The sequence below is a fragment of the Humibacillus xanthopallidus genome, from assembly GCF_044793955.1.
Classification (GTDB): Bacteria; Actinomycetota; Actinomycetes; order Actinomycetales; family Dermatophilaceae; genus Humibacillus; species Humibacillus xanthopallidus_C.
The window spans coordinates 3396552-3422405 of record NZ_CP084995.1; the positions used below are offsets into that span (position 1 = coordinate 3396552).

Below are 25854 nucleotides of genomic sequence, written 5' to 3' on the forward strand. Positions count from 1 at the left end.
GAAACGACCCGTGGAGAACTCCCGGGGTGTCGTGGCCCAACTGCCTAGAGTGGGCCCATGAGCGATGCGCGCGGCCGGCCACCGACCGCAGACGGCGCGGCCCTGCGCGCGCTAGGCGCAGCCCGCACCGAGACCCGCTCCATGTCCGACCGACTGCTCGACCACCTCCCCGACGTCGGAGACCTCGCCATCCAGCGCCTGCTCGACACCTGGGTCGAGCAGGCGGCCGACACCCTCCGGGCCCTGTCGGAGGCGGCGGAGGAGCGCCTGCTCGACCTCGGTCGCGCGGGTCCACCGGACCGCATACCGACGCCGTATGCCGCCGAGCCCCTCGCGTCGTCGCCGGGGCCGGGTGCCCCGGAGGGTGGTCGAGCATGAGCCTCCCCACCGGCGACCCCGCCTCCGTGTCGGCGCTCGGCGGCGCCCTGCTCACCCAGTCGGGGCGGCTGGCCGACCTCGTCACCGACCTGGGCGGATCGGCGTCCCGAGCCCGGCGACGGTCGCACGACGACGCCACCGCGCACGAGCGCCGCCTGCTCGAACAGGCGGCGACCGAGCTTGACCGGGTGGGCACGCTGCTGCAGGGCTGGACGACGACGGCCGTCGAGGCCGCGGCCCGGGCGCGCCAGCTCGCGCCCGACCTCGCGCGCGCCGACCTCGTCATCGACGGGCAGCTCGTCGTCGAGTCCTCGGGGCCGAGCCGCGTCGACCCCGAGACCCGGGCCCGGGAGCGCCACCGGCTCCAGGAGCTGCTCAACCGGGTGACCATGGTGCGCGCCCGTGAGCTGGCCCGGCTGGGCCGCGAGCTGCAGCAGTCGCACGACGCCCTGGCCGCAGTGGCGCACGACGCGCGCGCCGGGCGGTCCCCCGGCTCGTGACCGCAGGCGGTGCCCTAGCGTGTGGGCATGAAGATCACCGAGACGATCGACTACGCGGCCACCCCTGCCGCCGTCTTCGCGATGCTGACCGACCCGGCCTTCCAGGAGGCGAAGTGCATCGAGGCAGGCTCGGAGCGTCATGAGTCGGCGGTGAGCTCCGTCGGCGACGGTGCCCGCATCGTGACCCAGCGTGAGCTGCCCGCCGACGACCTGCCGGACTTCGCGCGCTCGATCGTGGGCGACAGGCTGGCGGTCACCGAGACCTACGAGTGGGGCGGCGGCGCGGCGGACGACGCGCGCGACGGCACCCTCGTCGTCGAGGTCGCCGGGGCCCCCGTCGCGCTCCGCGCGAAGGTACGGCTGGCAGCGGCAGCGGGCGGCACGGCGATGACCATCGACGGCGACCTCAAGGCCTCGATCCCCCTGCTCGGCGGGCGTGTGGAGAAGGCGGCCGCACCAGCGGTCGTCGACGCCATCCGCAGCGAGCAGCGCACCGGTCAGCGCTGGCTGGCCGAGCGGGCCTGACCCCCAACGGATTCCACGTCGGCACGTGGGCCCACTGAGTCGAGTGCTCACTTCCTGACGTCGGGAAGTGAGCACTCGACGTGGACCACACGACGGGAAGTGAGCACTCGACGGCCTGTCAGTCGAGTGCTCACTTCCTGACCCCCACTGAGTCGGCTCAGCCCATGTGTGGGTAGACGTGGTTGGTCGGCGGGACGAAGGTCTCCTTGATGGAGCGGACGCTCGTCCAGCGGAGCAGGTTCTGAGCCGCGCCGGCCTTGTCGTTGGTGCCCGACGCGCGACCGCCACCGAAGGGCTGCTGTCCGACGACGGCTCCGGTCGGCTTGTCGTTGACGTAGAAGTTGCCGGCGGCGAAGCGCAGCCGCTTCGTCGCGTCGGCGATCACCCGGCGGTCCTGGGCGATGATCGAGCCGGTCAGCGCGAAGGGGGCGAAGCCCTCCATCTGGTCGAGCACCCGGTCGTACTGACGGTCGGGGTAGACGTGGACCGACAGGATCGGGCCGAAGTACTCGGTGCGGAACGACTCGTCCGTCGCGTCCTTGATCTCGAGCACGGTCGGACGCACGAAGTAGCCGACGGAGTCGTCATACGTGCCACCCGCGACGACGTCGATGCCCGCCGTGGCGTGGGCACGGTCGATGGCGTCCTTGTGCTTGGCGAAGGCGCGATCGTCGATGACCGCGCCCATGAAGTTGGACAGGTCGGTCACGTCACCCTGCGAGAGCCCGTTGGTGAGCTCGACGAGGTCGCCCTTGATCTGCTTCCAGATCGACGCCGGCACATAGGCGCGCGACGCCGCGGAGCACTTCTGGCCCTGGAACTCGAAGGCGCCGCGGATCATCGCGGTGCGCAGCACGGCCGGGTCGGCACTCGGGTGGGCGAGGATGAAGTCCTTGCCGCCGGTCTCGCCGACGAGGCGCGGGTAGGTGCGGTAGCGGCCGAGGTTGGTGCCGACCTCCGACCACAGGTGCTGGAAGGTCGGGGTCGACCCCGTGAAGTGGATGCCGGCGAGGTCGGGGTCGGCCAGCGCCGCCTTGGAGACGTTGATGCCGTCGCCCGTGACCATGTTGATGACGCCGGGAGGCATGCCGGCCTCCTCGAGCAGCTGCATCGTCAGCGAAGCCGCGAACTGTTGTGTGGGAGAAGGCTTCCAGACGACGGTGTTGCCCATGAGCGCCGGCGCGGTCGGCAGGTTGCCGGCGATGGCGGTGAAGTTGAAGGGCGTGATCGCATAGACGAAGCCCTCGAGCGAGCGGTAGTCGGAGCGGTTCCAGATGCCCTTGGTGTTGAGGGGAGGCTGCTCCTCGAGGATCTGCCGGGCGAAGTGGACGTTGAGGCGCCAGAAGTCGATGAGCTCGCAGGCGCTGTCGATCTCGGCCTGGTAGGCCGTCTTGCTCTGCCCCAGCATGGTCGCCGCGTTGAGGCGGGCGCGCCACGGGCCGGAGAGCAGCTCGGCGGCCTTGAGCAGGATGGCTGCGCGGTCGTCGAACGACAGCTCTCGCCACATCGGCGCCGCGGCCTTCGCGGCATCGACCGCAGCCTGACCCTCGGCGACGGTGGCGTTGCGCAGCGTGCCGAGCACCGAGCGGTGCGCGTGCGGCTGCCGCACGGGGATCGCGCGACCGGTGCCGGTCACCCGCTGACCGTCGATGACGTGGGGCAGCTCGACCTGCGTCGCACCGAGCTCGGCGAGCGCCACCTCGAGCGAGGCCCGCTCCGGTGAGCCGGGGGCGTAGTCGAGCACCGTCTCGTTGACCGGCGCGGGCACCTGCGTCACTGCATCCATCGACCTTCTCCTGCTGTAGCACGGGGGTGCGCGCCCTCGGGCGCGCGAAGGGGTGGCTGCCTCGTGGGCAGCCACCCCATCGTTCCATGCCTGCAGGGTCCAGGTCAGATCCCGGGTGCGCGCCTCAGCTGAGGACGGTGATGCCCCACGGGTAGTGGTAGAGCTCCCCGCGGTTGGCCGCGAGGGCCGCCTTGATGTGGAAGACCAGCGCCGCGACGAACGCGACCAGCCACACGATGAGGGCGACGGGGATGAGGATCACCGTGAAGAACATGATCCAACCGACGATGACGGCGGCCCACACGGCGAGGTTGAAGTTGAAGGCGCCGGCCGCGGCCTGGCGCACGAAGGCGCTCTTGTCCTTGTAGAGCGCCCAGATGACGAGCGGGCCGACGACGCTGAGCCAGCCGGCCGAGATGACGGCGGCGATGATCGCCGAGAGGTGGCCGAGGATCGCCCAGGTGCGCTCCTCGCTTGTGGTGGCGGGCAGGCCCTGGCCCTGCGGGGTGGGGATCGGCTGTGTCATGACCTCATCCTCCGGCTCCCCGGGCACCGGCGCTGCTGGGGACAGCCCTGATCAGACCCTGAGCCGCCCCTGAGACCGGGCGTGGCACCCTCCCGCCCGGTGCGCGCCAGGTCAGGCGCTCGCGCCGACCGACTCGTCGACGACGAGCGTGCAGACCTCGCTCGCCGGGTCGGTGATGCCGAGGGCGGCGAAGAGGGTGAGCGCCAGCTCGAGGTGGCCTCGCGCGCCGGGGTGGAACGAGTCGTCGAGCCAGCCGTCCGGGGCCGGTGACGCACCTTCGCGTGCAGCCGCGTCACGCCAGGCCGCCGCGTGGTCGACCACGAGCACGCCGAGGTCGTCGCCGACCTGCCGGACCACCTCGGCGTAGGACTCGGCGAGCTCTGGCGAACGGTCCCCCTCGGCCCGGGCGGGCGGCGGGGTCTGGAGCACGACCATGGCGCCCACGTCGCGGGAGCGCTGCACGATCTGGTCGAGGCGGTAGCGGAAGCCGCGGACGCCGTCGGGACCGGCCGTCTGGTCATTGGTGCCAAACATCACGAAGACGACATCAGGCGCGAATCGCCCGGCGCGCCAGTGGAACTCCGGCAGCAAGTCCTCGGTCGTCGTGCCCGAGACCCCGGAGTTGATGACGGCGTCACTGCGCCGGCCGAGCTCGCCACGCACCCGCTCGGCGAAGTGCTCGACGTAGCCCCGTCGGCCGCGCGTGTGCCGAACCCCCTGGGTGATGCTGTCGCCGAGGAACACCCACGTCACGGGCGGCCCGGCGAGCACCTCGCGGAGACGGTCGGCATCGCGGCGGGCGTACTCGTCAGCGCTGAAGTCCATCCGTGCAAACTAACAAGCGACCGGGTGGCTCGGACTCCCCCGGACCACGGGTTGGACGCCGCGGCGCCCACAACAGGTGTCCGGCTCAGGGGTGCTGCCACCATCGCAACCGCTCGGTCAGCGTGTCGAGGTCGCCGGCGAGCGCTGCGCCGTCGCCGAGGAAGACGTCGCGGTGCACGTCGAACCACGGCACGAGGGCCCACCAGGCGCGCGACCGGTCCACGACGTCGTCGGAGGTGCCGTATGCCGCGCGCACCCCGTCAGCGAAGGCGCGGCTGGTGCCGTGCAACGGCCAGGCGAGGTCGATGGCGGGGTCGGTGGCCCGGGCATCGCCCCAGTCGATGATGCCCACGACGGCGCCGTCTCGCACGAGCACGTGCTCGGGCAGCAGGTCCGCGTGGCACAGCACGCGGTCTGCCGTGACGTCCACCGTCTCGAGCAGTGACGACGCGACCGCCCGGGCACGATCGTCGAGAAGAGGAAGCACCGTTAGGCGGAGGCGCTCGAGCTGCTGCGCGGTCTCGACGAAATCGTCTGCGGCAGAGGGCAGCCGGGCCGCGACCAGGACCGAGTCGGCGGTGCCGTGCAGCAGCGAGAGGAAGCGGCCGAGGCGGTCACCATCGGCGGCGCTCAGCCGCTCGGGGTCGGCCGGCGTGCCCACGACCAGCGGGTGGCGCACGATGAGCGGCTCGCGACGCACGATGCTCGGGCGCGGCACCTCGACGCCGGTCTGCCCCAGCGTGTCGCCGATGAGCGGGAGCAGGGCCGCCTCGCTGAGCAGCTGTCGCTCGACCTCGGGGCGGCGTGGCGACCGGTCCACCCACCGGCCCTCGACGAGGCTCGCCTCGCTGTCCCACCCCTGGGTCAGCAGCACCCGGTCGGCCTGCCAGTCACGCAAGACCGGTCCCCAGACCGCGGCACTGTCGGGCACGAACGCCCCGGGCTCTGCCTCGAGTCGCTGGAGCAGCTCGTCGACGAGGATCCAGTCGCCCCATGAGACCTCCTCCGGCTGCCACCGGATCGGGCCGTCCCACCGGGTAGTGAAGCGGTGGGCGTGGTAGCGCGTGTGCTCGTCGGCGTAGGCCACGACGCCGCGGGGCTCGAGGGGCACGCCGTGCACGCCCAGCTCCTCGTCGGCCTCGCGCACCGCCCCCCGTGACGGGTCCTCGCCGGCAGCCACCACCCCACCGGCTGCGAAGTCGAGCAGCCCCGGATAGACGTCCTTCGTCGTCGTGCGACGGTGCAGGTAGATGCGCCCCAGCGGGTCGCGGACGACCACGGATGATGCTGCGTGCCAGAGGTTCTCGCGGCGCATCACCGACCGAGCGACCTCACCCACGACCGCGCCGTGCTCGTCGTAGCGGGCGACGCGCTCGTCCGTCGGCTCCCCGGTCACGAGTGCGACCTACCGTCAGGCGAGGAAGGAGCGCACGTCGTCGAGCTCGGTCACGTCATACCAGAGCAGCTCGTCGGCCTCCTCGTCAGCGCGACCGACGGCCGTCTCGTCGTCGACGTGGAAGGAGGCCACGCGCGACAGCGGCAGGGGTGCCACGAGCACGACACCGGAGGCCGGGTCGGCGACACCCTGCACGACCCACGACGGGTCGGCGTCGGCAGCCGCGACGACCCGACGGTGCTGTGGCGACTCGCGCACCCCGGCGGCAACGGCCACGGCGTCGCTGAAGGCGGCGTACTCGAGGTCCTCGACGTCGAGACCGGGTGCACGCGAGCGCAGGGCCGACGTCACGGCATACGCGGAGATCGGGGCACCCTGCGCGGCTGGGAGGCTCCCGGACGCGGCGAGCTCCTCGAGGGCCGTCCGGCCGAGGGGGACGTAGACGCGCACGACGGCCATCAGGACTCGTGCCCGCTCGTCAGCTCGTCGATGGACTCGAGGATCGAGGAGCCCAGGTCGTCGACGTCGGGCATCGCCTCGCGGTCGGCGTTGAGGCCGTAGTAGACCCCGCCGTCGTAGGAGGTGATGCCGATCGAGAGCGCCTGCCCCTTGGCGAGCGGCATGACGGGGTAGGTCGAGAGCATCTTCGCGTCACCGGCATAGAGCGGGCTCTGCGGGCCGGGGACGTTGGTGATCATGACGTTGTAGAGCCGACGTGACATGGCCGAGCCGAGCCGGGCGCCGAGGGCGTGCAACGTCGGCGGCGCGAAGCCGGCGAGGTTGGCCAGCGACGACGCGCCGACCGCCTGACCGCCCTCCATCTGCTGCCGCATCGCGAAGGCGATCTGGTGCAGCCGCATCGAGGCGCCCGGCTCGCCGACCGGGAGGTTGACGACGCACGCCATGACCTGGTTGGCATACATGCCCGCCGGGTCGTCGCCGTAGATGCTCACGGGCACCATGGCGCGCACCACGCTGGGCCCGCTCACCGCCTCGCCGCGCCCGAGCAGCCACGTGCGCAGGCCACCGGCGATCGTGGCGAGCACGACATCGTTGATCGTGACGTCCTCGGCGTAGGCGCCGCGCGCGAGGCGCCGCCGAACCGTGCGGTAGTCCTCGAGGTCGGTCGAGACCATGACCCAGCGGCGGGCCGTGCCGACCTCGGCGTTGAGCGGTGAGTCGGGTGCCGGCCTCGCCGCCGTGCGGGCGACCGCGGAGAGCAGGGTGCCCGCCGACTCGGCTGCCCGCAGGCCGACGTTGAGCACGTCGTTGATGCCTCCGCGCACGAGGTCGACGACCTGGGTGGGCCGGCGCACGGCATCGATGACGGCCCCGGTGAGCAGCTCGGCCGAGCTCGGGGCGCGGCTCGGCTCCCACGGCACGGGCTCGGCGCCCTCACCCTCACCCTTGACGGCGTCGACGATGACGTGCGCGATGTCGAGGGCGTTGACCCCGTCGATGAGGGAGTAGTGCGTCTTGGTCACGATCGCGAAGCGGCCGTCGTGCAGGCCCTCGACGAGGTAGACCTCCCACAGCGGCCGGGTGCGGTCGAGCTTGCGGGGCTGCACCCGGGCCACGAAGTCCTGCAGCTGCTCGTCGCTGCCCGGGCGCGGCAGGCCCGCCCGGCGCACGTGGTAGCTCATGTCGAAGGCCTCGTCGTCGACCCACACGGGGTTGGCGATGCGACCGGGCACGTCACGCACCTTCTGGCGGAAGCGCGGGATCGCCCCGATGCGGCTCTCGATGATGTCGACGAGCTGGTCGTAGTCGAAGCCGTCGCGCGGCGGTTGGAAGACCATGACGGAGCCGACGTGCATCGCCGTCGTCGACTCCTCGAGGTAGAGGAAGGACGCGTCGAGCGAGGTCAGCCGGTCGGACATGGTGCCACTCTGCCAGACGCCCCGACCTAGGATCGTGGCCATGCGCGCGTTTCGCCCCCTCCCGTATGCCGTCACCGCCCTCGTGCTCGCGGGCACCCTGACCGGGGTGGCCGGGTGCGCCTCGACCAGCGACTCCACCGGGACGGGCCAGCCGGTCGCGACGGGCACGGGCGCGGTCAAGCGCCTCGAGGTCACGATCACCGGCACGACGGTCACGCCACCACCCGCCCAGGTCGAGGTGCCGGTCGGCACGACGCTCGAGCTGGTCGTGACGAGCGACCACGACGACGAGCTGCACGCTCACGGCTTCGACGACGAGGCCACCCTCGAGGCCGGGGTGCCGACGACGCTGCGGCTCACGGCGACCGAGCCCGGCGTCTACGACGTCGAGACGCACGAGCCCGCTCTCACCCTGCTCTCCATCGCCGTGCGGTGAGCACCACCTCCGTGCTCACCGCCCTGCCGGCTCATGGCGTCGGCAGCCGCGGCGACCTGCCGTTGCCCTTCACGGCACTCGTCGTCGCGGCCGGCGCCGCGCTGCTCATCTCGTTCGTCGCGATCGCCTTCCTCTGGAGGGAGCCACGGCTGCGCGAGAGCGACGGCGTGCTGCTGCCGGGCTGGCTCGCAGCGGTGCTGGACTCCCGCTGGCTGCGGGTCGTGGCGCAGGTCCTCGCGGTCGTCCTGACGCTCTGGACCCTCCTCGCGCTCGTCTTCGGGCCGGACTCCGCGAGGAACCCGGTGCCCCACGTCGTCTACGTCTGGCTCTGGGTCGGGCTCGCCTTCGCCTCCATGGTGCTCGGGCCGGTCTGGAGGGTCATCAACCCGCTGCGCCTGCTCCACACCGGGGTGCTGCGGCTCGCGCGGGTCTCTCCCGAACTGGCGCTGCTGCCCTACCGCTGGGGGTTGTGGCCCGCGGCCCTGGGCCTCGGAGCGTTCACCTGGGTCGAGCTCGTCGCGGAGGAGAACACCTCGCTGGGCTTCCTCCGCGTGCTCATCGCGTCCTTCTTCGCCATCTCGCTCCTCGGTGCCGCCGTGTTCGGACGCACGTGGTTCGACCACGCCGACCCGTTCGAGGCCTGGTCTCGGCTGCTCGGGCTGCTCGCCCCGCTCGGCCGGCGTGACGACGGACGCTGGGTGTTGCGCACACCCCTGCACGGGGTCAACACGCTGCGGGGCCAGCGTGGGCTCGTGGCCACCGTGGCCGTGATGCTCGGCAGCACGGCATACGACGGCTTCTCGGCCAACCTCGGGTGGGCGACCTTCGTGCAGAGCTCTCCCCTGCCGTCGTCACTGCTGCGCACGGTGACCCTGATCGGCTTCTTCGCCCTCGTCGCCCTGACCCTCTGGCTCGCGTCAGCCGTGTCGGTGCGGCTGGCGGGTCAGCCGCTGCGGCAGTCAGTGCCCTTCGTCAGCGACATGGCGCCGTCCCTCATCCCGATCGCCGGTGGCTACGTCATCGCGCACTACTGGTCGCTGTGGGTCTACCAGGGGCAGGAGGCGTGGCGACTGCTGAGCGACCCTCTCGGCACCGGCGCCGACTGGCTCGGGACCGCTGACCTCGTGCCCGCCGCCGCGCTCATCGAGCCGACGCTCGTCGCCACCATCCAGGCCGTCAGCATCGTCATCGGGCACCTGCTCGGTGTGCTCGCCGCCCACGAGCGGGCCATCACCGTGCTGCCGCACCGGGCCGCCGTGATCGGTCAGGTGCCGCTCATGGTCGTCATGATCCTCTACACCCTCGGTGGTCTGACGATTCTCTTCACGCCGTAGCGATCGTCCCTAGGCTGACGCCATGACCTCGGAGCTGGGCTCGGCCCTCGTCGTGGCGTTGACCTACGGGGTGGCCGTGGCCGTCGCGGGTGTCCCGGTCGTGGTGCTGGCCTTCGTGCTCGCCTCGTCCCGCCCTGCTCCGGTCGGTCTCGGCCTCGCCGGCGGGTGGGCGCTGGGCCTCGCGGTGGCCCTCGGCGTCGTCATCGCGGTGTCCGATGTCGCGGTGGCCGCGTCCGACGGGTCCGACCCGCCCTCCAACGTCGCACTCGCCTGGGTGCGGATCGCGGCCGGTGTCGCGCTGCTCGTGCTCGGAGCACGCTCGTGGCAGGCCCGTGGCTCCGCGAAGCAGCCTGCGTGGATGAAGGGAGTCGCCGGCTGGAGCCCGCGCAAGGCCTTCAGCACGGGCTTCGCGCTCGGGGCGGTCAATCCCAAGAACCTCGCCATCATCGCCAGCGCGACGTCGGCGCTGCTGGAGGCGACGACGTCGCCAGCGCTGCACGTGCCGGCCGTCCTGCTCTTCGCGATCGTGGGCTCGATCGGCGTCGCCGGTCCCGTGCTCTATCGCGTGGCGGGCGGCGAGGGGGCGCTGCGCGCGCTCGAACATGGCGACCGCTGGCTGCAGGCGCGGGCCACGATGCTCAGCGCGGTCGTGCTGGCCGTGCTCGGTGTCATCGTGCTCGTCAACGGCGTGACAGCGCTCTGAGACCGCGCTCTCGACGTCGGCGCCCCCGGGGCGCGGTCCAGGGCGCCACCGCCGATGCCAGGTCAGCGATCGCCGATCGGGCCGGCGACTCGGGTGCCTGCTCCACGAGGGAGCGGCCGGCGAGCACTGCGGCGTCGACCGCCGCAGGGTCGTCGGGCACGAAGCGGACGGCCTCGAGGCCGGCGAAGCGCTGCAGCGAGGCGGCGATGCGCGCCTCGGGACGCGACCCCACGGCGGCGCTGCGCACCCGGTTGACGACGGGCAGGGGCTGCGGCGACGGCACGGTGCCGAGCTCCTGCAGGCCCCGCACGAACCGCTGGAGCGCCACGGGGTCGGCCCCACCCACCGCGATCACGGTGTCGGCAGCGGACAGGCTGGTGAGGGTGGCCTCGTTGCGGCGGGGCGCCACCGTGTCGTAGCTGAGCTCCTCGTCGTCCTCGAGGCAGAAGCCGCAGTCGATGACGACGACGGACACGAGCGCCCGGCTGAGCTCGAGCACCCGCTCGAGGGCCGCCGCCCGCACCTCGGTCCACCGCTCCGCCTTGGGCAGTCCGGTCAGGACCCGCAGACCGGGGAGCACCTGTGGGGCCAGACCGGCGAGGACCGGCAGGTCGAGGGTGCCCTGCTCGGCCGCGCGGCAGGCCGCGGCGATGCCGGGAGCCTCGTCGAGCAGCCCCAGGGTCTGGGCGATGCAGCCGCCGTAGGTGTCGGCGTCGACGAGGAGCACCTCCCCGCCCCGGGAGGCCAGCTCGGCGGCCAGCGTCGTGGCCACGGTGGTGCGGCCGGGCGCACCCGTCGGCCCCCAGACGGCGACGATCCGGGCACGCTCGGGCGGCGCTCCGGCGCCATCGGATTCGTCGTCGACCCCATCGGGGAGTCGCCCGCCGTCACGGTCGGCGTCGACCGGATCGAAGCCACCGCGGGGGCGCCAGCCGCTCCACTCGCCGTTGCCGTTGCCGTTGTCGGGGCCGTTGCCGTTGTCGGGGCCTTCGCCGGCGTCGTCGTCGTCGCCGGCGGCCGGCCTCCCCGGCAGGTCGACGACCGGCGGCTGAATGAGGTCGGCGAGGCGGCCCGTCATGTCGCCGGCACCGGGATCGACGCTGGCACCGGGATCGACACTGGCAGCGGCGTCGAACGCAGCAGCGAGGTCACCGGCGGTCGCGTCGAGCGGGAGGAGCGTCGGCACCGCGAGCTGCCGCAGCCGCCGCTGAGCCTGCTCGTCGTCGACCGGATGCAGACCGACCACGCGGATCGCCTTGGCGCGCAGGCGAGCCACCACCTCCAGGTCGAGGCCCCGGAGGTCGAACGAGACGACCGCCACCTGCCCGACACCGGCCTGCGCGACCGAGAGCAGCTCGGCGACGTCCGCGCACCGCCGCGCGATCGTCACTCCGGGCACCCGCTCGAGCGTCGTGGCGACCGAGGCCTCCCACCGCGGGCCGAGCCCCGTGATGACGTCGGTCACGCCCCGCCACCGCCGAGCGACCCGCCCACCGACCCGACGGCCGGCACGAGCGTGAGCTTCGCGTCGCCGTCGACGGCCTCGACAAGCGGCTGCACGGTGTCGGCGGGCACGTAGAGCTGCACGGACGTCATCGCGTTGGCACCGAGCCCGCCGGTCGTCGTCGAGACGGTGGCGACCCCGGCCCCCTCGATGAGTCGCGTGGTGCGGGGCGGGGTGCGGTCGCCGCCGGTGACCGCCTTCGGGGTAACGAAGACATCCACCCGGCTCCCCCGGGTCAGGCCCGCGGTCGAGGCCGCGTCGGCGCGCACCGTGACGCGCCGCACGTCGACGTCGGAGGGGCTCCCGACCGCGGTTGCCGGCACCAGCTCACCGGCTCTCACGTCGCGCACGACGAAGCTGCCTGTCGGCGCCGGTGAGTCGGCCGACAGGTAGGGCACGGAGCCGTCGCCGAGGAGCACGTCGACGCGCGTGAACGACGACGCGTCGACCCGGTCGCCCACGACGAGGTCGTCGGCCGCTGCCCAGACCGGCACGCGGTCGTCGGCGCTCGCGACTGCCTTGGCGCCGAGCGTCGCCGCCACGAGCACGAGGAGCACGCCGACGACGAGCCGGCTGTCACGCCACGAGGGCCGTTGCAGGCGTTTGGCGGCGGGTCGGGCGAGCTCGGTCATGCGGTGTCCCCTGAGGTCGTGCGGTGTGCGACGCGCGCAGTGAGTGCAGCACATCCTGCAACAGGTGGAGAGGATGCGCGCGCCGAGCTGCACACCTGTGGAGACCCGGCACTGCGGCATACCGCGGCGACCTACGATGGGACCGGCCCGTCGCACGACCACGAGGAGGAGAGAGAGTGGCCCAGCGCTTCCTGCAGCTCGCCGAGGTCTCCGAGGTGCTCAACATCTCGGCTGCCCAGGCCTACGCCCTCGTGCGCTCGGGCGAGCTGCCCGCCATCAAGATCGGCGGGCGCGGTCAGTGGCGGGTCGAGGCCACCGAGCTCGAGGCCTACATCCAGCGGATGTACGCCGAGACCCGGTCCTTCGTCGAGGCCCACCCCTTCGGGGGGACGGCCGAGGAGTGACCTGCCGGCTCCTCAACCGTCAGCCGGGTGCGGACGCAGGCGGCGCACCCAGGCTAGTGAGGCGAAGGGCACCAGCGAGACCGCGGTGACGTTGGCCGCTCGTCGTGGCTCGTCGCCCGCGTGCTCGGCGATCTCGAGATGGTCTGCCCCGACGACGTCGACGGTGCCGACGAGCGGTCTGCCGTCGACGTCGCGGATCTCGACCGGCGCGCGGTCCCGGCTGATCGCTCCGAGGGCGAGGCCCATCGTGAAGCGGCGTGCCACGACCGACGGGGCCTGGGCGCCGCGCCGCAGGCCCGAGACCGACCGCACCGCGCCCAGGCGCAGCAGCAGGGGCCGGCCAGGAGCGGGCTCGACGAGCACCCAGTCGGGCCCGACGTCAGTGACGCGTGCCGTCAGCGTCTGCCCGGCGACCCACCAGCCGACGACGTCACCGATGTTGGCGAGCAGGCGGGCGTGCAGGTCGATGAGGGCCCGTTCACGCCGGGTGCGGTCGGCGATCTCGGCCTCGCGGTCGTGGGCGTCGTCGGACGCGAGCTGCGCCTCCAGGTCGTCGAAGAGCCGCTCCCACCGCATGCCCCCACCTTCCCTCGTGGGTGAGGTCGCGGCCAGCCGACCGCGCACACCATCCACAGCCTGACGAACTCATCCTTGACCAAACACAAGCAAACTGCATTGAATGGCCACATGCAAGCTCATCGACGACCGGCGACCCCCCGCAGGCGGTCCGTGGTCAGCCTCGGCCTCTCGCTCGCCGCCATGGTGGTGCTGCACGCGGTGGCGTCCTCTCCGGCGATCGGGGTCGACGCCTGGTCTGCGCCGGGTCGGCGACCCGACGAGATGCTCGTGGTCGTGCTCGCCTGGGCAGGACTCGTGCTGTCGGCGTGGCTCGCCCTGGGATCTGCCCTCTCCCTGCTCGCCACCCTCCCCGGCGCCCTGGGGCGGTGCTGCGCACTGCTCGCCGACCACCTCACCCCGCTGCTCGTCCGCCGGCTGCTCGCCGCCGCGATCGGCACCTCGACCGTGTCCGTGGCGCTCCCTCCGGCCGCGGTGGTGGGCACGGTCGCGGCACCGACCCCGCACGGGCCGGCCCCGACCACGACGTCGGGACGAGCCCTGGAGCTGCTGACGCAGGCACTGCCCCCGGAGCGGGTGACCGCACCGCAAGGGCACGAGCCGCCAGCGACCGCGGTCGGCGAGCTCAGGGCGACCGGATCGGAGGGCAGTGCCCCCGGCACCGGCGCGGCAGTCCGGCCCGACACCTCGACGATGCCCGGCCCGGGCTTCGGCCCGACACTGGAGCCCGGACCCGGCTTCCGCCCGACGCCCTCCGGTGCGCAGGCTGCCGGGGCCCTGCCCGCTGGGAGTCCGGGCTTCCGGCCGACCCGGCCGGCTCCCACCCCCGACGAGGCGGGGGCGCGGCTGCTCGCGCCGTCGCCCCGACCCGGTGCGGCAGCCCTCGACACCGTCACGGTCCGCCGTGGCGACAGCCTGTGGTCGATCGCAGAGCGGCATCTCGGGGCGGCCGCCACCGACGCCGAGGTCGCCCGCACCTGGCCGCAGTGGTATGCCGCCAACCGCGAGGTCATCGGCGACGACCCCGACCTCATCCACCCCGGCACCCAGCTCGTCCCACCTCGCGAAGGAGACCTCCGATGACGCCTGTCGTGACGACCACCGGCAGCGACGGCAGGCCCTCCGCGGTCGGTCGCGTCGTCGCCGGCTTCACGGTGCGACCGATTCCCGCCACGGCGCCCCGGATCATCAGCGCCGACGAGGCCTGGCACGGTGAGGCTCCCTACTCCCAGGATGCGCTCGCGCTCGACTTCCGTTCCCGCCTCGATGAGGACGACTTCGGGCCGCAGCCCACCCGCTCGGCCCTGCTGCCCGATCCGGCGCCGCTCGTGCCTTGGCTCGCGCAGACGGTCATCGAGGTGGTGTCCGGGCAACGCCCGGCCCCGCAGCTCATCCGGCACACGGCACCGACCGTCTACTCGGTGCTCGCACGGCAGGCCATGGTCGCCGGCCGTCGGCGCGCACCGGGCGCCCAGCGCCCCCCGATCGTGCGCCGGGTTCGGCTCTGCGCACCCGCCGACGGCGTCGTCGAGGCCTGTGCCGTCGTCGTGGCGCACGGCAGGGTGCGCGCGCTCGCGATGCGGCTCGAAGGACTCGACGGCCGATGGATCATCACGGCCCTCACCATCGGGTGACGCCAGCGGGTCTGGCGTCAACGTCCCGGCCGTCGGCGACGAGGGCGGCACCCCGGTCGATGTGAGATACCCGGTCGACGTGAGAGGACCCGACCCCGGCAGGGGTCGGGTCCTCTCACGGAGCTGGCCGGGTGGGTCGAGAGCGGAGCGGACGTCCGCGCCTCATCCGGGGCCGGAGTCAGCGACGCTTGCGCTTGACCTTCTTGCCTCGACGGTCGGCCTGACGCTCGACCGTGCGCTGGGGCTCGGTCTCGACGACGTGGCCGTCCTCCCCCGGAGCCGAGTAGCGCAGCGCCGAGGCGCGCTGGCCCTCCTGCAGGTCGACACCCGAGACCTGGACCCCGGAGCGGGCGAGCGGCCGGCCGGAGTCGTCGGCGTCGTCGGCCGTTGCACCCGGGCGACCTGAGCCCGCGGCGGACGCGGCCCCCGTGCGGTCGTCGGGCGCAGCACCGGCGAGGCCACCGACGAGGTCACCGACCGACATGGGCGAGGCGCCCACGGCGGGGGCAGCCGGCTGCGCGACCTGCACCTCGACGGAGAAGAGGTGGCTGACCGACTCCTCCTTGATCGCCTCCATCATCGCCTCGAAGAGCTGGTAGCCCTCGCGCTGGTACTCGATGAGCGGGTCACGCTGGGCCATCGCCCGCAGGCCGATGCCCTCCTGGAGGTAGTCCATCTCGTAGAGGTGCTCGCGCCACTTGCGGTCGAGCACCGACAGCACGACGCGGCGCTCCACCTCACGCATCGTGTCGGAGCCGAGCGACTCCTCGCGCTGGTCGTAGGCGTGGTGCGCGTCGGACATGAGCTGCTCGCGCAGCAGGACGGCCGAGATCGCCTGGCGACCGCCTGCAAGGTCCTCGACCTGCTCGACCGTGATGCCGACGGGGTAGACCTGACGCAGGGCCTCCCAGAGTCGCTCGAGGTCCCAGTCGGCGGCGAAGCCCTCTGCGGTGGCCGCGTCGACGTAGGAGCCGACGACATCGTTGACGAACATCCGCAGCTGCTCGTGCAGGTCCTCACCCTCGAGCACCGCCCGGCGCTCCTCGTAGATGACCTGACGCTGGCGGTTCATGACGTCGTCGTACTTGAGGACGTTCTTGCGGATCTCGTAGTTCTGAGCCTCGACGGCGCCCTGCGCCTTTTGGATCGAGTTCGTCACCATCTTGCTCTCGATCGGCACGTCGTCCTCCATGCCGGCCGTCGTCATGAAGCGGTCGACGAGCCCGGAGTTGAACAGGCGCATGAGGTCGTCGTTGAGCGAGAGGTAGAAGCGGGACTCGCCGGGGTCTCCCTGGCGGCCGGAGCGTCCACGCAGCTGGTTGTCGATGCGGCGGGACTCGTGACGCTCGGTGCCGAGGACGTAGAGACCTCCGAGGTCGGTGACCTCCTCGTGCTCGGTGGCCACCTCCGCCTCGGCCTGCGCCAGCGCGTCGTCCCACGCTGCTTCGTACTCCTCCGGCGTCTCGTGCGGGTCGAGGCCGCGACGCTTGAGCTCGGCCACGGCGCGGAACTCGGAGTTGCCACCGAGCATGATGTCGGTGCCTCGCCCGGCCATGTTGGTGGCGACCGTCACCGCGCCCTTGCGTCCGGCGTCGGCGACGATGGTCGCCTCGCGCTCGTGCTGCTTGGCGTTGAGCACCTCGTGGCGGATGCCGCGCTTCTTCAGCTGCTGGGAGAGGTACTCGCTCTTCTCGACCGACACCGTGCCGACGAGGACCGGCTGGCCGGCCTCGTGGCGATCGGCGATGTCGTCGACGACGGCGTCGTACTTCGCGACCTCGGTGCGATAGACGAGGTCGGCCTGGTCCTTGCGGATCATCGGCCGGTTGGTCGGGATCGGGATGACGCCGAGCTTGTAGATCGAGTTGAGCTCGGCGGCCTCGGTCTGGGCCGTGCCGGTCATGCCGGAGAGCTTGGCGTACATGCGGAAGTAGTTCTGCAGCGTGATCGTGGCGAGCGTCTGGTTCTCGTTCTTGATTTCGACGCCCTCCTTCGCCTCGATGGCCTGGTGCATGCCCTCGTTGTAGCGCCGCCCCGCCAGCATGCGACCCGTGTGCTCGTCGACGATGAGGATCTCGCCGTTCATGACGACGTAGTCCTTGTCCTTCTTGAACAGCTCCTTGGCCTTGATGGCGTTGTTGAGGTAGCCGATGAGCGGGGTGTTGACCGTGTCGTAGAGGTTGTCGATGCCGAGCAGGTCCTCGACCTTGGCGATGCCCGACTCGAGCACGCCGACGGTGCGCTTCTTCTCGTCGACCTCGTAGTCCCCGCGGCCGTCCTCGCCGCGGCTCAGCCGCTGCACGATGCGGGCGAACTCGACGTACCACTTCGTGGCGATGTCGGCCGGGCCCGAGATGATGAGCGGCGTGCGCGCCTCGTCGATGAGGATCGAGTCGACCTCGTCGACGATGCAGAAGTTGTGGCCACGCTGCACGAGCTCGGCCGGGTCCCAGGCCATGTTGTCGCGCAGGTAGTCGAAGCCGAACTCGTTGTTGGTGCCGTAGGTGATGTCCTTGGCGTACTCGGCGCGCCGCTGCTCGGGGGTCATCTGGCTGAGGATGCAGCCGGTCTCCATGCCGAGGGCGCGGTGCACGCGGCCCATCAGCTCGGACTGGTACTCCGCGAGGAAGTCGTTGACCGTGATGACGTGCACGCCCTTGCCCGTCAGGGCGTTGAGGTAGGACGGGAGCGTCGCGACGAGGGTCTTGCCCTCACCGGTCTTCATCTCGGCGACGTTCCCGAGGTGCAGGGCTGCCCCACCCATGATCTGCACGTCGAAGTGGCGCTTGCCGAGGGTGCGCTTGCTCGCCTCGCGAACGGCGGCGAACGCCTCCGGGAGGAGCATGTCGAGCGTCTCACCCTTGTCGAGGCGCTCGCGGAAACCCTTGGTCTCGTCGCGCAGCTCCTCGTCGGTGAGCTTCTCGAAGTCGGCCTCGAGGGCATTGACCTGCTTGGCGATGCCCTGCAGCTTCTTCAGGGTCCGGCCTTCGCCGGCACGAAGCAGCTTCTCGATGACGGCCATCTGGTGATCTCACTCCCGACTCAACGTGTGGACTCGCCCGGTGGGCGGGCTCCATCGCCCGCGATGGGTCACGGGACCTGCCTAGGCTATCCGTCCACCTGACGGAACGACCAACGCGCCGCCGCGCGCGGCGGTTCCACGGTATGCCGCGTGGCCCGGCCGACGTCATCCGCTCGGCAGGTCGACGCGCGCCAGACCGAGCCAGGCCGCCATGGACTCCAGGTTGGCCACGAGGGCGGGACCGGCCTCGGCCGGAGCACCGGGCTCCCAGCTGATGCGGTGGCACCGCAGCACCCCGGCCGCGCGGTCGGCCTTGAGGTCGCAGCGCGCGACGAGGCCGTCACCGAAGAGGAAGGGCAGCACGTAGTAACCGTGCACGCGCTTGTCGGCGGGGGTGTAGATCTCGATGCGGTAGTGGAAGTCCCAGAGGGCGAGGATCCGCTCGCGCTGCCAGACGAGGGAGTCGAACGGGCTGAGCAGCGCCTCGGCGTGGACGCGTCGAGGCAGGCGCGCGTCGGCGTGCAGCCAGGCCGGACGCCAGCCGGGCACCGTGACGGGGATGAGCTCGCCGGTGTCCACGAGGTGCGCGATCGCCGGCCGGGCCTCCTCGCGCTTGATGCGGAAGTAGTCGGCCAGACAGAGCTCGGTGCCGACCCCGTGGGCCCGAGCCGCGATGCGGACGAGCTCGACGTAGCGCTGCGGGTCCGCCTCCGGCCCGGGACGCTGCGTCCACGCCTCACGCAGCGGCGGGGGCGCCGTGGCCGGCAGGGCGGCATACCGGCGCTCGAACGAGGCCGTGCGCCCGGCCGAGCTCACCCGCCCTGACCAGAAGAGGTACTCGAGGGCCTGCTTGACGTCGGACCAGTTCCAGCCCCAGTGGTCGGTGCGTCGCGGCTGGTCGTGCTCGAGCGCCACCTCGAGCTCGCGCGCGGTCATCGGACCGCGGGCCTCCACCTCGGCGCACACCACGTCGACGAAGTCGGGACGCTCCTCGAGGATGCGGCGCATGCCGCCCCACGCGCTCTCGGCCGCGGCCCGCATGCGGAAGTCGAGCACCGGCCACGTCGACGGGGGGATGAGGCTGGCCTCGTGCGCCCAGTACTCGACGAGACGGCGTGGCGCTCGATCGCGCGCTCGATCGAGCAGCGCCGTGTCGTAGGGCCCGAGGCGCGAGAAAAAGGGCAGGTAGTGGCTGCGGGCCAGCACGTTGACGCTGTCGATCTGCACGACCCCGACGCGGTCGATGACGCGCTGTACGTGCCTGCTCGTCGCCGCGAACGGCGCGGGGCGGGGGTCGAGGAAGCCTTGCGCGGCGATGGCCACGCGCCGCGCCTGGGCGCGCGTGAGCGAGCGGGTCGTCATGGGACGGTCACTCCCCATCACTCCCCGGTCACTCGCCGGGATCGATGAGCCGCTGCCGCACGGCATACATCGCCGCCTCCATGCGCGAGTGCATCTGCAGCTTGTCGAGGATGTTGCGGATGTGGTTGCGCACGGTGTTCTCGGAGATGAACAGCTCGGCGGCGATCTCGCGGTTGAGCCGGCCCCGCGCCACGAGCTTGAGGATGTCGAGCTCACGGTGGGTGAGGCGCGGCAGCTCGAGCCCCGGGGTAGGCGCAGGCAGGGTGTCACGCTGGCTGATCAGGGCGAACTCCGTCAACAGCTTGGAGGCCATCATCGGAGAGAGCAGCGACTGTCCCTGGTGGACTCCCCGGATGCCGGCGGCCACCTCCTCGGGTGGGACGTCCTTGAGGAGGTAGCCGTTGGCGCCGGCCCGCACCGCCTCGAAGAGGTTGGCCTCGTCGTCGGAGCTCGTCAGCATGAGGATGCGGGCCGAGGGCACCCGCTGCCTGATGACGCGGCAGGCGTCGATGCCGCCGCGCTTGGGCATGCTGACGTCCATGACGATGACGTCGGGCAGGGTCTCCTCGGCCTGGTCGACGGCCTCGATGCCGTCGGCGGCCTCCCCGACCACCTCGATGCCGTCCTCCGTGTCGAGCACGGTGAGCAGCCCGCGGCGATAGAGGGCGTGGTCGTCGACGATGAGCACACGGATGACCTCGGCGGTGACGTTCACACCGTCATCCTGTCAGCAGCCACCGACGCCGGGGCGCAGACATCGACGCCGGGGCGCCGACCGGTCTCCCGGTGACGCCCCGACGCCTCGCCGCACCGGCCGCAGGGGGTCAGCCCGTGGCGGCGACACTCCCGACGGCCTCGACAGGGGACGGGCCGTGACGGGAGTCGCCCGCGGACGTCGCATCGGTCTCGAGGTGCAGGACGCCGTAGCTCCAGCCGCGGCGCCGGTAGACGACGCTCGGCCGATCGGTGTCGGCGTCGTGGAAGAGGAAGAAGTCGTGCCCGACGAGCTCCATCTGGTTGACGGCGTCCTCGAGCGACATCGGTGCCGCAGTGTGGACCTTCTCGCGGACCTCGATCGGGGAGTTGCCCAGAGCTCCGAAGCGGTCCAGGTCGTCGACCTCCGGCTCCGGCTCGGGCTGCAGGGTCGTCACGGGTGCCGAGCCGTTGGTCGCGGCGTCGATGCGGGCCGTCGCCCGCGCCACCGACTCGGGCTGGCGCCGACCGCGACTGACGCGTTGCTTGTCGTGCACCCGCCTCAATCGCTCCATGAGCTTGTCGACGGCCGCGTCGAGCGCGGCGAACTTGTCGTCGAGACACGCCTCCGCCCGGATGACCGGGCCCTTGGCGTGGCAGGTGATCTCCACCTTCTCGGACCCGCGAGCGACGCGCTCGTGGGTGACGACGACGTCGATGCGATGGACCTTGGGAGCGAGCGACGGCACCTTGGCCAGCCGCTCCTCCAGCAGCTCACGGAATCGGTCGGGGATCTGGACATGACGTCCAGTGACGACGATCTCCACGGTTCCTCCTTGTCGCGCGCGTCTTCTTCGCGCGCATGTGGCGACGTGTTGACCGGGCCGGCCTCAGCGAGGTCGGGCCCGCCGTTCGATCGGCACCACCCCTCTCCGCTCCGTGAGTCCTGCCGTCGACCGGCTCGTCGATCGAGCTGCCGGCCCGTGCAGGACGGGGCCTTGCCTTGACACTACTTCGCCCGGGACGACCGTGGGAAGGCGTTGCGACAGGCCGACTGAAACATCACAGCCGACCCACGGGTCACACCTGCTCGTGCCGTTGGGCTGCGGCGACCGCGGCCCCCACGACCTGCAGCGCCCCTGCCCGGCGCAGTGCACGGGCCGCCTCCGCAAGGGTCGCTCCGGTCGTGACCACATCGTCGACCACGATGACGTTTCGGTCGCGAATCACGTTGTGCCACATCGGTTTGACGGCCATCGCTCCGGCCAGGTTGCGGCGCCGCTCGGAGATGCCGAGCCCCGACTGGTCGGCAACGCGCCGCACCTGGTGGAGCGCCGGCGCCACCCTCACCTGTGCGTGCCCGGGCCGCCGAGCGACCCAGGCGGCGAGGTCGAGCAGCGGTGCGTCCCCACGGCGGCGCTCGGCTCCGGCGGACGAGGGCGCCGGCACGACGACCACGGGGCCTTCGCCCCACCCGGCGGCGAGCACGGCCGCCTCGAGCGAGCGCTCGAGCACGGGCCCGAGGACGGTCACGAGGTCGCGGCGGTCGGCGTCCTTCCAGGCCGACACGGCGGCTCTCACCGGGTCGGCATACGCCACGGCGGCGTGCGTCGGAGGCATGCGCGGGGGCAGGGGTCGCGGACGCACCGACACGGGCTCGGGTCCGAGCTCGAGCCGATGCAGGGCCAGGTCGCAGCGCGCGCACCACCGCGTGCCGGGGCGATGGCAGGCTGCACACTCTGTGCCGAGCACGAGGTCGGCGAGCCGTGCGACAAGCGGGCTTGCGAGGCGGTGCACCATGGGCCGAGTCGACCACCGCAGGGCGCTCGGCCGGCGCCGAGACCGGGCCCTGTGGATGCGCGGCCCTCACCGGGCGGGCAGCGCGCGAGGTGTGGACAGCTCGGGCAATCCCGCCCCCGGGCCGCCGTCCCCTGGTTCAGTCACTCCGTTCCCTCCCGCCCCCCTCCCCCGGCAACACACCGAGAAATCGCAAGGTCCGCGGGGCACAACACGCGGAGTTGACGCCTGCACGGTGTGTCGCGCGGGAGGGGTGCGGTGGGAGGCGAGATGAGACCCGGGTGGCGGCTGCCTCAGCGGGCAGGCACGAGGACGTCGGTGGCACGCACCACCTGCCGCCAGGCGGAGCCGGCCCGGGCCCACGCCCAGTCGTCCGCCGTCGTGACGATGATGCCGCGGGGGCCGCCCACCGTTGTGAGGCTGACCGCGCCCGGCACCGGTGCGGTGCGGGCCGACTCGGCCGAGGATCGCCCGTGGCTGCGGATGCCCTCGAGACCCAGCCCGATGGTGCCCACCCAGGGCCGCGGGGGGTCGGCTTCACTGACCTGGCCGAGCACGGCATACGTCGATCGCGTCGTGTCGAGCCAGACGACGTCGGTCAGCACCAGGAGCGGCTGCGCCTGGCGCAGCGGGGTGGCGAGACTCATCGGCTGCCCGTTGGGCGACCGCTGGATGCCGCTCACGCCCAGCTGCGCGTCGGTGCCCTGCCGGTTGGTCGTGATGACGAGCAGGCGCACCCCGTCTCCGGCCACTGCGAGCGAGACGACCCGCCGGTCCTTCAGCCACGGCGCCTTGACCGCCACGGGGGTGGCGGCAGCGGCCGCAGCCCGGGGGTCGAGCACGTAGATGCGGTCGTCGCCGTCCGCACCGGCGCCGCCCACCCAGAGGTAGCCCTGCTCGTCATAGACGGGGGCGGTCAGCGAGGAGGCGAACGGGGGCACGACCACCTGCGGCGCATCGGCCTTCCACAACGAGAGCAGCTGGCGGCCGGTGCTCACCGCAGCCACCTGCTTGCCGTCGGCAGACAGGGCGAGCCGCGTCCACGTGTCGGGGATGCGCGCGATGTCGCCGTCCTGGGGCTTGGTGTCGGCACGTCGGGAGCCGACCGTGGTGTCGGGCAGGAAGCGCGGGTCGAGGCGGCTCAGCTCGTCGCCCTGCCGCAGCAGTGCCGTGTCGAAGGTCCGGTTGGTCACGGTGTCGTAGCCGAGCTCAGCCGCAGAGCCCGCCGAGCTGACCCCGCGGGGGAGCTCGAGGGGGGTGTCGTCGACGGCGAGCGACACGGACGAGACGGACGAGACCTGCGACAGGGTGGCCGTGAGCTGGGCCCACATGGCCGTGCGGTCATCGGGGTCGGCCGACAGCGCCTCGCTGCTGAGACTCACCTGGGCGCGTCCACCCACGACGGGCACCGCGTTGACCGCGAGGCGCGTGTTGGCGGGCACGCCGGTGACGACGGCGTTCTGGAGGTAGTCGGGCACCCGGCCCAGCTGCGCCCGGGCCAGGGTCGTCGCGAGGCGCGGCCCGTTGGGGAACCAGCGGAAGTCGGGCACGAGGTCGCGACCGCTCGGGGTGACGAAGTAGACCATGCGGGCCGTGAAGGTGCGGTCGAACTGGTCGGAGTCGAGCCACAGGCCGAAGCCCTCGCGGGGCAGGTCGATGCGCCACTCGCCGCCGACCTTGCGCACGCCGAGGGTCAGGGTCGCCTTCGTGCCCGACGGCTGCTCGGTGTAGCGGCCGTCGGGTCCGAGGCGCGCGACCTCGGTGGCCCGGACCTGCACCGTCTCCTCGTCGACCTTGCGCACCGACAGGTCGCTGTCGTAGATGACGACGTCCTGGGTCGACCAGCGCCAGAGGTCGACCGACTGGGGCGCGAGGAAGAGCTTGCCGGTCTGCCTCGTCTCGTCGCTGTCCTCGCCAGCGCGCAGGAAGCCGCGCACGACCTCCTCCTGGCTGGCGCCGTCACGCGGGCCGGTCGCGGCGACGCGCACGGGCTCGTTGATCGCCTCGCCGAGGGCCCTGCCCTCGATCACCGGTCCGGACTCGGGCAGGCCGCCGCAGGCGGTCAGCACGAGGCTCACCGCGAGCGCGGCCGCTGCCAGCAGACGGCGTCTCATGGCGTGCGCTCGGGAACGATGCGCCGCAGGCGCAGGGTGTCGTCGTCGGCGAAGCCGCTGCCGTTGCCGGCTCCCTTGCCAGATCCGTGGCCGGCTCCGGGCCCGGTTCCTTGGCCGCCCGGCCCGGATCCTCGGCCGGCGCCGCTTCCCTGCCCCGCGCCCGACTCGGCCCGGGCCGCCTCGGCGGCCTCAGCGGCCTCCGCAGCCTCGGCCGCCAGCGGGCTGAGCGGCAGCGGCGAGCTCGTGATCGTGGCGTCGGCCTTGCGCGGCAGGGTGAGGCGGAAGCAGGAGCCCTCCCCGAGTGCTCCCCAGGCCTCGAGACGACCGGCGTGCAGGCGGGCGTCCTCGAGGGCGATGGCGAGGCCGAGGCCCGTGCCTCCCGTCGTGCGCGCCCGCGCGGGGTCGGCCCGCCAGAAGCGGGTGAAGACGAGCGCTGCCTCGCCGGGCTTGAGCCCGACCCCGTGGTCACGCACGGTGACCGCGACGGCCGAGTCGTTGCTGCCGATCGTCACCTCGACGGGCAGGCCCTCGCCGTGCTCGATCGCGTTGGAGACGAGGTTGCGCAGCACGCGCTCGATGCGGCGCGAGTCGATCTCGGCGATGACCGGCTCGTCGGGCTCGTGCACGACGAGCTCGGTGCCCTTGCGAGCCGCCAGGGTGCGGTGGGCGTCGACCGCGCGGTCGACGGAGGCGCGCAGGTCACTCGCCTCGACCTCGAGCACGGCCGCTCCGGCGTCGAAGCGCGAGATCTCGAGCAGGTCGGTGAGCAGCGACTCGAAGCGGTCGAGCTCGTGGTGCAGCAGCTCGGCCGAGCGCGCGACGGTCGGCTCGAAGCTGCGGCGCGAGTCGTGGATGAGGTCGCCCGCCATGCGGATGGTCGTCAGCGGGGTGCGCAGCTCGTGCGACACGTCGGAGACGAAACGCTGCTGGACCCGCGAGAGGTTCTCGAGCTGGGCGATCTGCTGCTGGATCGAGGCGGCCATCCCGTTGAAGGACGTGCCGAGACGGGCCAGGTCGTCCTCGCCCTTGGCCTGCATGCGCTCGTCGAGGTTGCCGTCGGCGAAGCGCTCGGCGACGATCGCGGCCCGGCGCACCGGGTCGGCAACGAGGCGGGTCACGACGAAGGCGATGGCACCGAGCAGCAGGATGAGCGCAGCGCCGCCGAGCAGGAAGGTCTGCCCGATGAAGCTGATGGTCTCGCGCTCGCGGTGCATCGGATAGATGAAGTAGAGCCCGTAGTCACCGGCCACCCCGGCGTCGATCCGCTGACCGACGATGACGGCCGAGAGGGTGTCTCCGCCCTCGTCGATGGTGCTCACCTGGAGGTGCTGGCGGTCGGGCTGGCTCTCGACCTGCGTCCGCAGCTCCTCGGGGATGAAGCGCACCCCGACGCTCCCGCTCTCGAGGGGCCCGACGATGACGGGCGAGGTGTTGTCCTCGAAGCGGGTCAGCACGACGTAGCGCGGCTCGTTGCCGGCGTCGCGGCGGTAGGTGTTGATGAGGGTCGTCGCGAACTGCGTGAGCTTGGCCTGCGTGTCGGTCTGGTCGGTCGCGTCGAAACGCTTCTGCGCGTCGGTGGCGTCGCGCAGGCTGTCCTCGGCGGCGATCCGCTGCCGGCTGTCGACCAGGCCCTGCGCGATCGAGCCGTAGAGGTAGGTGCCGACGGCGGTCAGCACGAGCACGCCGAGCAGCATCGTGACGACGACGACCCGGAAGCCGAGCGACGAGCGCCACAGGTGCAGCGTGCGCCGCCAGGCCCGGCGCAGGCCGGCGCCGACCTCGGAGACCTGGCCCCCGAGTCGTCCGGCGCCGGTCCGCTCGCTCATG

25 protein-coding genes are annotated in these 25854 nt (G+C 72.2%); 9 read left to right on the forward strand and 16 right to left on the reverse strand.

Features of this window, described 5'->3' with window-relative positions; translation table 11 throughout:
• The first annotated feature begins 57 nt into the window (after nucleotides 1–57).
• The 3 genes from LG278_RS15220 to LG278_RS15230 are packed head-to-tail and all read left to right on the forward strand — an operon-like array spanning nucleotide 58 to nucleotide 1403.
• On the forward strand, nucleotides 58–378 hold the full coding sequence (locus LG278_RS15220) for a hypothetical protein (RefSeq protein WP_404388159.1): 321 nt from the start codon (nucleotides 58–60) through the stop codon (nucleotides 376–378).
• Nucleotides 375–878 (forward strand): hypothetical protein, encoded by a 504-nt coding sequence (locus LG278_RS15225; RefSeq protein WP_404388161.1) that lies wholly within the window; start codon nucleotides 375–377, stop codon nucleotides 876–878. Before LG278_RS15220 ends, LG278_RS15225 begins: the two co-directional genes overlap by 4 nt.
• A gap of 27 nt (nucleotides 879–905) precedes the next feature.
• On the forward strand, nucleotides 906–1403 hold the full coding sequence (locus LG278_RS15230; RefSeq protein ID WP_404388163.1) for a DUF2505 domain-containing protein: 498 nt from the start codon (nucleotides 906–908) through the stop codon (nucleotides 1401–1403).
• A 157-nt stretch (nucleotides 1404–1560) separates the two neighbouring features.
• On the opposite strand, the gene pruA is transcribed toward LG278_RS15230, so the two are convergent.
• From pruA to LG278_RS15260, 6 genes are all read right to left on the reverse strand, one after another.
• On the reverse strand, nucleotides 1561–3189 hold the full coding sequence (gene pruA / locus LG278_RS15235) for an L-glutamate gamma-semialdehyde dehydrogenase (protein WP_404388164.1): 1629 nt from the start codon (nucleotides 3187–3189) through the stop codon (nucleotides 1561–1563).
• 124 nt (nucleotides 3190–3313) lie between these two features.
• A complete protein-coding gene (locus LG278_RS15240; RefSeq protein ID WP_404388166.1) occupies nucleotides 3314–3715 on the reverse strand; it encodes a DUF4870 domain-containing protein in 402 nt (133 codons plus the stop codon).
• A 111-nt stretch (nucleotides 3716–3826) separates the two neighbouring features.
• Nucleotides 3827–4540 carry an SGNH/GDSL hydrolase family protein gene (locus LG278_RS15245; RefSeq protein WP_404388167.1) on the reverse strand — a complete coding sequence of 238 codons (714 nt, stop codon included), beginning with the start codon at nucleotides 4538–4540 and terminating at the stop codon, nucleotides 3827–3829.
• An 85-nt stretch (nucleotides 4541–4625) separates the two neighbouring features.
• Nucleotides 4626–5936 (reverse strand): phosphotransferase, encoded by a 1311-nt coding sequence (locus tag LG278_RS15250; RefSeq protein WP_404388169.1) that lies wholly within the window; start codon nucleotides 5934–5936, stop codon nucleotides 4626–4628.
• Between the two features lie 15 nt (nucleotides 5937–5951).
• A complete protein-coding gene (locus LG278_RS15255) occupies nucleotides 5952–6395 on the reverse strand; it encodes a DUF6912 family protein (protein WP_404388171.1) in 444 nt (147 codons plus the stop codon).
• The gene (locus LG278_RS15260; RefSeq protein ID WP_404388172.1) at nucleotides 6395–7816 is read right to left on the reverse strand and encodes a wax ester/triacylglycerol synthase family O-acyltransferase; all 1422 of its coding nucleotides are present in this window, start codon (nucleotides 7814–7816) and stop codon (nucleotides 6395–6397) included. Before LG278_RS15260 ends, LG278_RS15255 begins: the two co-directional genes overlap by 1 nt.
• 40 nt (nucleotides 7817–7856) lie before the next feature.
• Between LG278_RS15260 and LG278_RS15265 the strand changes: the two genes are divergently transcribed.
• The 3 genes from LG278_RS15265 to LG278_RS15275 are packed head-to-tail and all read left to right on the forward strand — an operon-like array spanning nucleotide 7857 to nucleotide 10289.
• Nucleotides 7857–8252: a hypothetical protein gene (locus LG278_RS15265; RefSeq protein ID WP_404388174.1), complete on the forward strand. Its 396-nt coding sequence runs from the start codon at nucleotides 7857–7859 to the stop codon at nucleotides 8250–8252.
• Entirely contained in the window at nucleotides 8249–9586 is a 1338-nt protein-coding gene (locus LG278_RS15270; RefSeq protein WP_404388175.1) for a hypothetical protein, read from the forward strand. Before LG278_RS15265 ends, LG278_RS15270 begins: the two co-directional genes overlap by 4 nt.
• A 22-nt stretch (nucleotides 9587–9608) precedes the next feature.
• On the forward strand, nucleotides 9609–10289 hold the full coding sequence (locus tag LG278_RS15275) for a GAP family protein (protein ID WP_404388177.1): 681 nt from the start codon (nucleotides 9609–9611) through the stop codon (nucleotides 10287–10289).
• Here the strand turns inward: LG278_RS15275 and LG278_RS15280 are convergent.
• On the reverse strand, nucleotides 10267–11754 hold the full coding sequence (locus LG278_RS15280) for a CpaE family protein (RefSeq protein WP_404388180.1): 1488 nt from the start codon (nucleotides 11752–11754) through the stop codon (nucleotides 10267–10269). The genes LG278_RS15275 and LG278_RS15280 overlap by 23 nt on opposite strands.
• Nucleotides 11751–12425 carry a hypothetical protein gene (locus LG278_RS15285; protein ID WP_404388182.1) on the reverse strand — a complete coding sequence of 225 codons (675 nt, stop codon included), beginning with the start codon at nucleotides 12423–12425 and terminating at the stop codon, nucleotides 11751–11753. The genes LG278_RS15280 and LG278_RS15285 overlap by 4 nt, the downstream gene beginning before the upstream one ends.
• A gap of 176 nt (nucleotides 12426–12601) precedes the next feature.
• Here LG278_RS15285 and LG278_RS15290 point away from each other — a divergent pair, with 176 nt between their 5' ends.
• Nucleotides 12602–12829, forward strand: coding sequence for a helix-turn-helix domain-containing protein (locus tag LG278_RS15290; RefSeq protein ID WP_404388184.1), 228 nt, complete (start codon nucleotides 12602–12604; stop codon nucleotides 12827–12829).
• Nucleotides 12830–12841: 12 nt separating this feature from the next.
• Here the strand turns inward: LG278_RS15290 and LG278_RS15295 are convergent, their stop codons facing one another.
• Nucleotides 12842–13405, reverse strand: a complete 564-nt coding sequence (locus LG278_RS15295; protein ID WP_404388186.1) for a hypothetical protein — start codon at nucleotides 13403–13405, stop codon at nucleotides 12842–12844.
• A gap of 153 nt (nucleotides 13406–13558) precedes the next feature.
• Here LG278_RS15295 and LG278_RS15300 point away from each other — a divergent pair, with 153 nt between their 5' ends.
• Together LG278_RS15300 and LG278_RS15305 are read left to right on the forward strand one after the other, a co-directional pair.
• On the forward strand, nucleotides 13559–14488 hold the full coding sequence (locus tag LG278_RS15300; RefSeq protein ID WP_404388187.1) for a LysM peptidoglycan-binding domain-containing protein: 930 nt from the start codon (nucleotides 13559–13561) through the stop codon (nucleotides 14486–14488).
• Nucleotides 14485–15039 (forward strand): Rv3235 family protein, encoded by a 555-nt coding sequence (locus tag LG278_RS15305; protein WP_404388188.1) that lies wholly within the window; start codon nucleotides 14485–14487, stop codon nucleotides 15037–15039. Before LG278_RS15300 ends, LG278_RS15305 begins: the two co-directional genes overlap by 4 nt.
• A 178-nt stretch (nucleotides 15040–15217) precedes the next feature.
• Here the strand turns inward: LG278_RS15305 and secA are convergent, their stop codons facing one another.
• The 7 genes from secA to mtrB all read right to left on the reverse strand — a co-directional run bounded on the left by secA (nucleotide 15218) and on the right by mtrB (nucleotide 25853).
• Nucleotides 15218–18061: a preprotein translocase subunit SecA gene (gene secA, locus LG278_RS15310; protein ID WP_404388189.1), complete on the reverse strand. Its 2844-nt coding sequence runs from the start codon at nucleotides 18059–18061 to the stop codon at nucleotides 15218–15220.
• Between the two features lie 165 nt (nucleotides 18062–18226).
• Nucleotides 18227–19423 (reverse strand): winged helix-turn-helix domain-containing protein, encoded by a 1197-nt coding sequence (locus LG278_RS15315; protein WP_404388191.1) that lies wholly within the window; start codon nucleotides 19421–19423, stop codon nucleotides 18227–18229.
• A gap of 28 nt (nucleotides 19424–19451) precedes the next feature.
• A complete protein-coding gene (locus tag LG278_RS15320; protein WP_404388193.1) occupies nucleotides 19452–20138 on the reverse strand; it encodes a response regulator in 687 nt (228 codons plus the stop codon).
• Between the two features lie 109 nt (nucleotides 20139–20247).
• On the reverse strand, nucleotides 20248–20943 hold the full coding sequence (gene hpf / locus LG278_RS15325) for a ribosome hibernation-promoting factor, HPF/YfiA family (RefSeq protein ID WP_404388195.1): 696 nt from the start codon (nucleotides 20941–20943) through the stop codon (nucleotides 20248–20250).
• A gap of 253 nt (nucleotides 20944–21196) precedes the next feature.
• The gene (locus tag LG278_RS15330) at nucleotides 21197–21736 is read right to left on the reverse strand and encodes a ComF family protein (protein WP_404388196.1); all 540 of its coding nucleotides are present in this window, start codon (nucleotides 21734–21736) and stop codon (nucleotides 21197–21199) included.
• A 470-nt stretch (nucleotides 21737–22206) separates the two neighbouring features.
• On the reverse strand, nucleotides 22207–24027 hold the full coding sequence (locus tag LG278_RS15335) for a GerMN domain-containing protein (RefSeq protein ID WP_404388198.1): 1821 nt from the start codon (nucleotides 24025–24027) through the stop codon (nucleotides 22207–22209).
• Nucleotides 24024–25853: an MtrAB system histidine kinase MtrB gene (mtrB, locus tag LG278_RS15340; RefSeq protein ID WP_404388200.1), complete on the reverse strand. Its 1830-nt coding sequence runs from the start codon at nucleotides 25851–25853 to the stop codon at nucleotides 24024–24026. Before mtrB ends, LG278_RS15335 begins: the two co-directional genes overlap by 4 nt.
• Nucleotide 25854 lies beyond the last annotated feature (1 nt).

Bases quoted from the DNA above. Each gene is read 5' to 3' on its own strand.
- LG278_RS15220 (WP_404388159.1), top strand. From the start codon at position 58: ATGAGCGATGCGCGCGGCCGGCCACCGACCGCAGACGGCGCGGCCCTG.
- LG278_RS15225 (WP_404388161.1), top strand. From the start codon at position 375: ATGAGCCTCCCCACCGGCGACCCCGCCTCCGTGTCGGCGCTCGGCGGC.
- LG278_RS15230 (WP_404388163.1), top strand. From the start codon at position 906: ATGAAGATCACCGAGACGATCGACTACGCGGCCACCCCTGCCGCCGTC.
- pruA (WP_404388164.1), bottom strand. From the start codon at position 3,189: ATGGATGCAGTGACGCAGGTGCCCGCGCCGGTCAACGAGACGGTGCTC.
- LG278_RS15240 (WP_404388166.1), bottom strand. From the start codon at position 3,715: ATGACACAGCCGATCCCCACCCCGCAGGGCCAGGGCCTGCCCGCCACC.
- LG278_RS15245 (WP_404388167.1), bottom strand. From the start codon at position 4,540: ATGGACTTCAGCGCTGACGAGTACGCCCGCCGCGATGCCGACCGTCTC.
- LG278_RS15255 (WP_404388171.1), bottom strand. From the start codon at position 6,395: ATGGCCGTCGTGCGCGTCTACGTCCCCCTCGGCCGGACGGCCCTCGAG.
- LG278_RS15260 (WP_404388172.1), bottom strand. From the start codon at position 7,816: ATGTCCGACCGGCTGACCTCGCTCGACGCGTCCTTCCTCTACCTCGAG.
- LG278_RS15265 (WP_404388174.1), top strand. From the start codon at position 7,857: ATGCGCGCGTTTCGCCCCCTCCCGTATGCCGTCACCGCCCTCGTGCTC.
- LG278_RS15275 (WP_404388177.1), top strand. From the start codon at position 9,609: ATGACCTCGGAGCTGGGCTCGGCCCTCGTCGTGGCGTTGACCTACGGG.
- LG278_RS15285 (WP_404388182.1), bottom strand. From the start codon at position 12,425: ATGACCGAGCTCGCCCGACCCGCCGCCAAACGCCTGCAACGGCCCTCG.
- LG278_RS15295 (WP_404388186.1), bottom strand. From the start codon at position 13,405: ATGCGGTGGGAGCGGCTCTTCGACGACCTGGAGGCGCAGCTCGCGTCC.
- LG278_RS15305 (WP_404388188.1), top strand. From the start codon at position 14,485: ATGACGCCTGTCGTGACGACCACCGGCAGCGACGGCAGGCCCTCCGCG.
- secA (WP_404388189.1), bottom strand. From the start codon at position 18,061: ATGGCCGTCATCGAGAAGCTGCTTCGTGCCGGCGAAGGCCGGACCCTG.
- LG278_RS15315 (WP_404388191.1), bottom strand. From the start codon at position 19,423: ATGACGACCCGCTCGCTCACGCGCGCCCAGGCGCGGCGCGTGGCCATC.
- LG278_RS15330 (WP_404388196.1), bottom strand. From the start codon at position 21,736: ATGCCTCCGACGCACGCCGCCGTGGCGTATGCCGACCCGGTGAGAGCC.
- LG278_RS15335 (WP_404388198.1), bottom strand. From the start codon at position 24,027: ATGAGACGCCGTCTGCTGGCAGCGGCCGCGCTCGCGGTGAGCCTCGTG.
- mtrB (WP_404388200.1), bottom strand. From the start codon at position 25,853: ATGAGCGAGCGGACCGGCGCCGGACGACTCGGGGGCCAGGTCTCCGAG.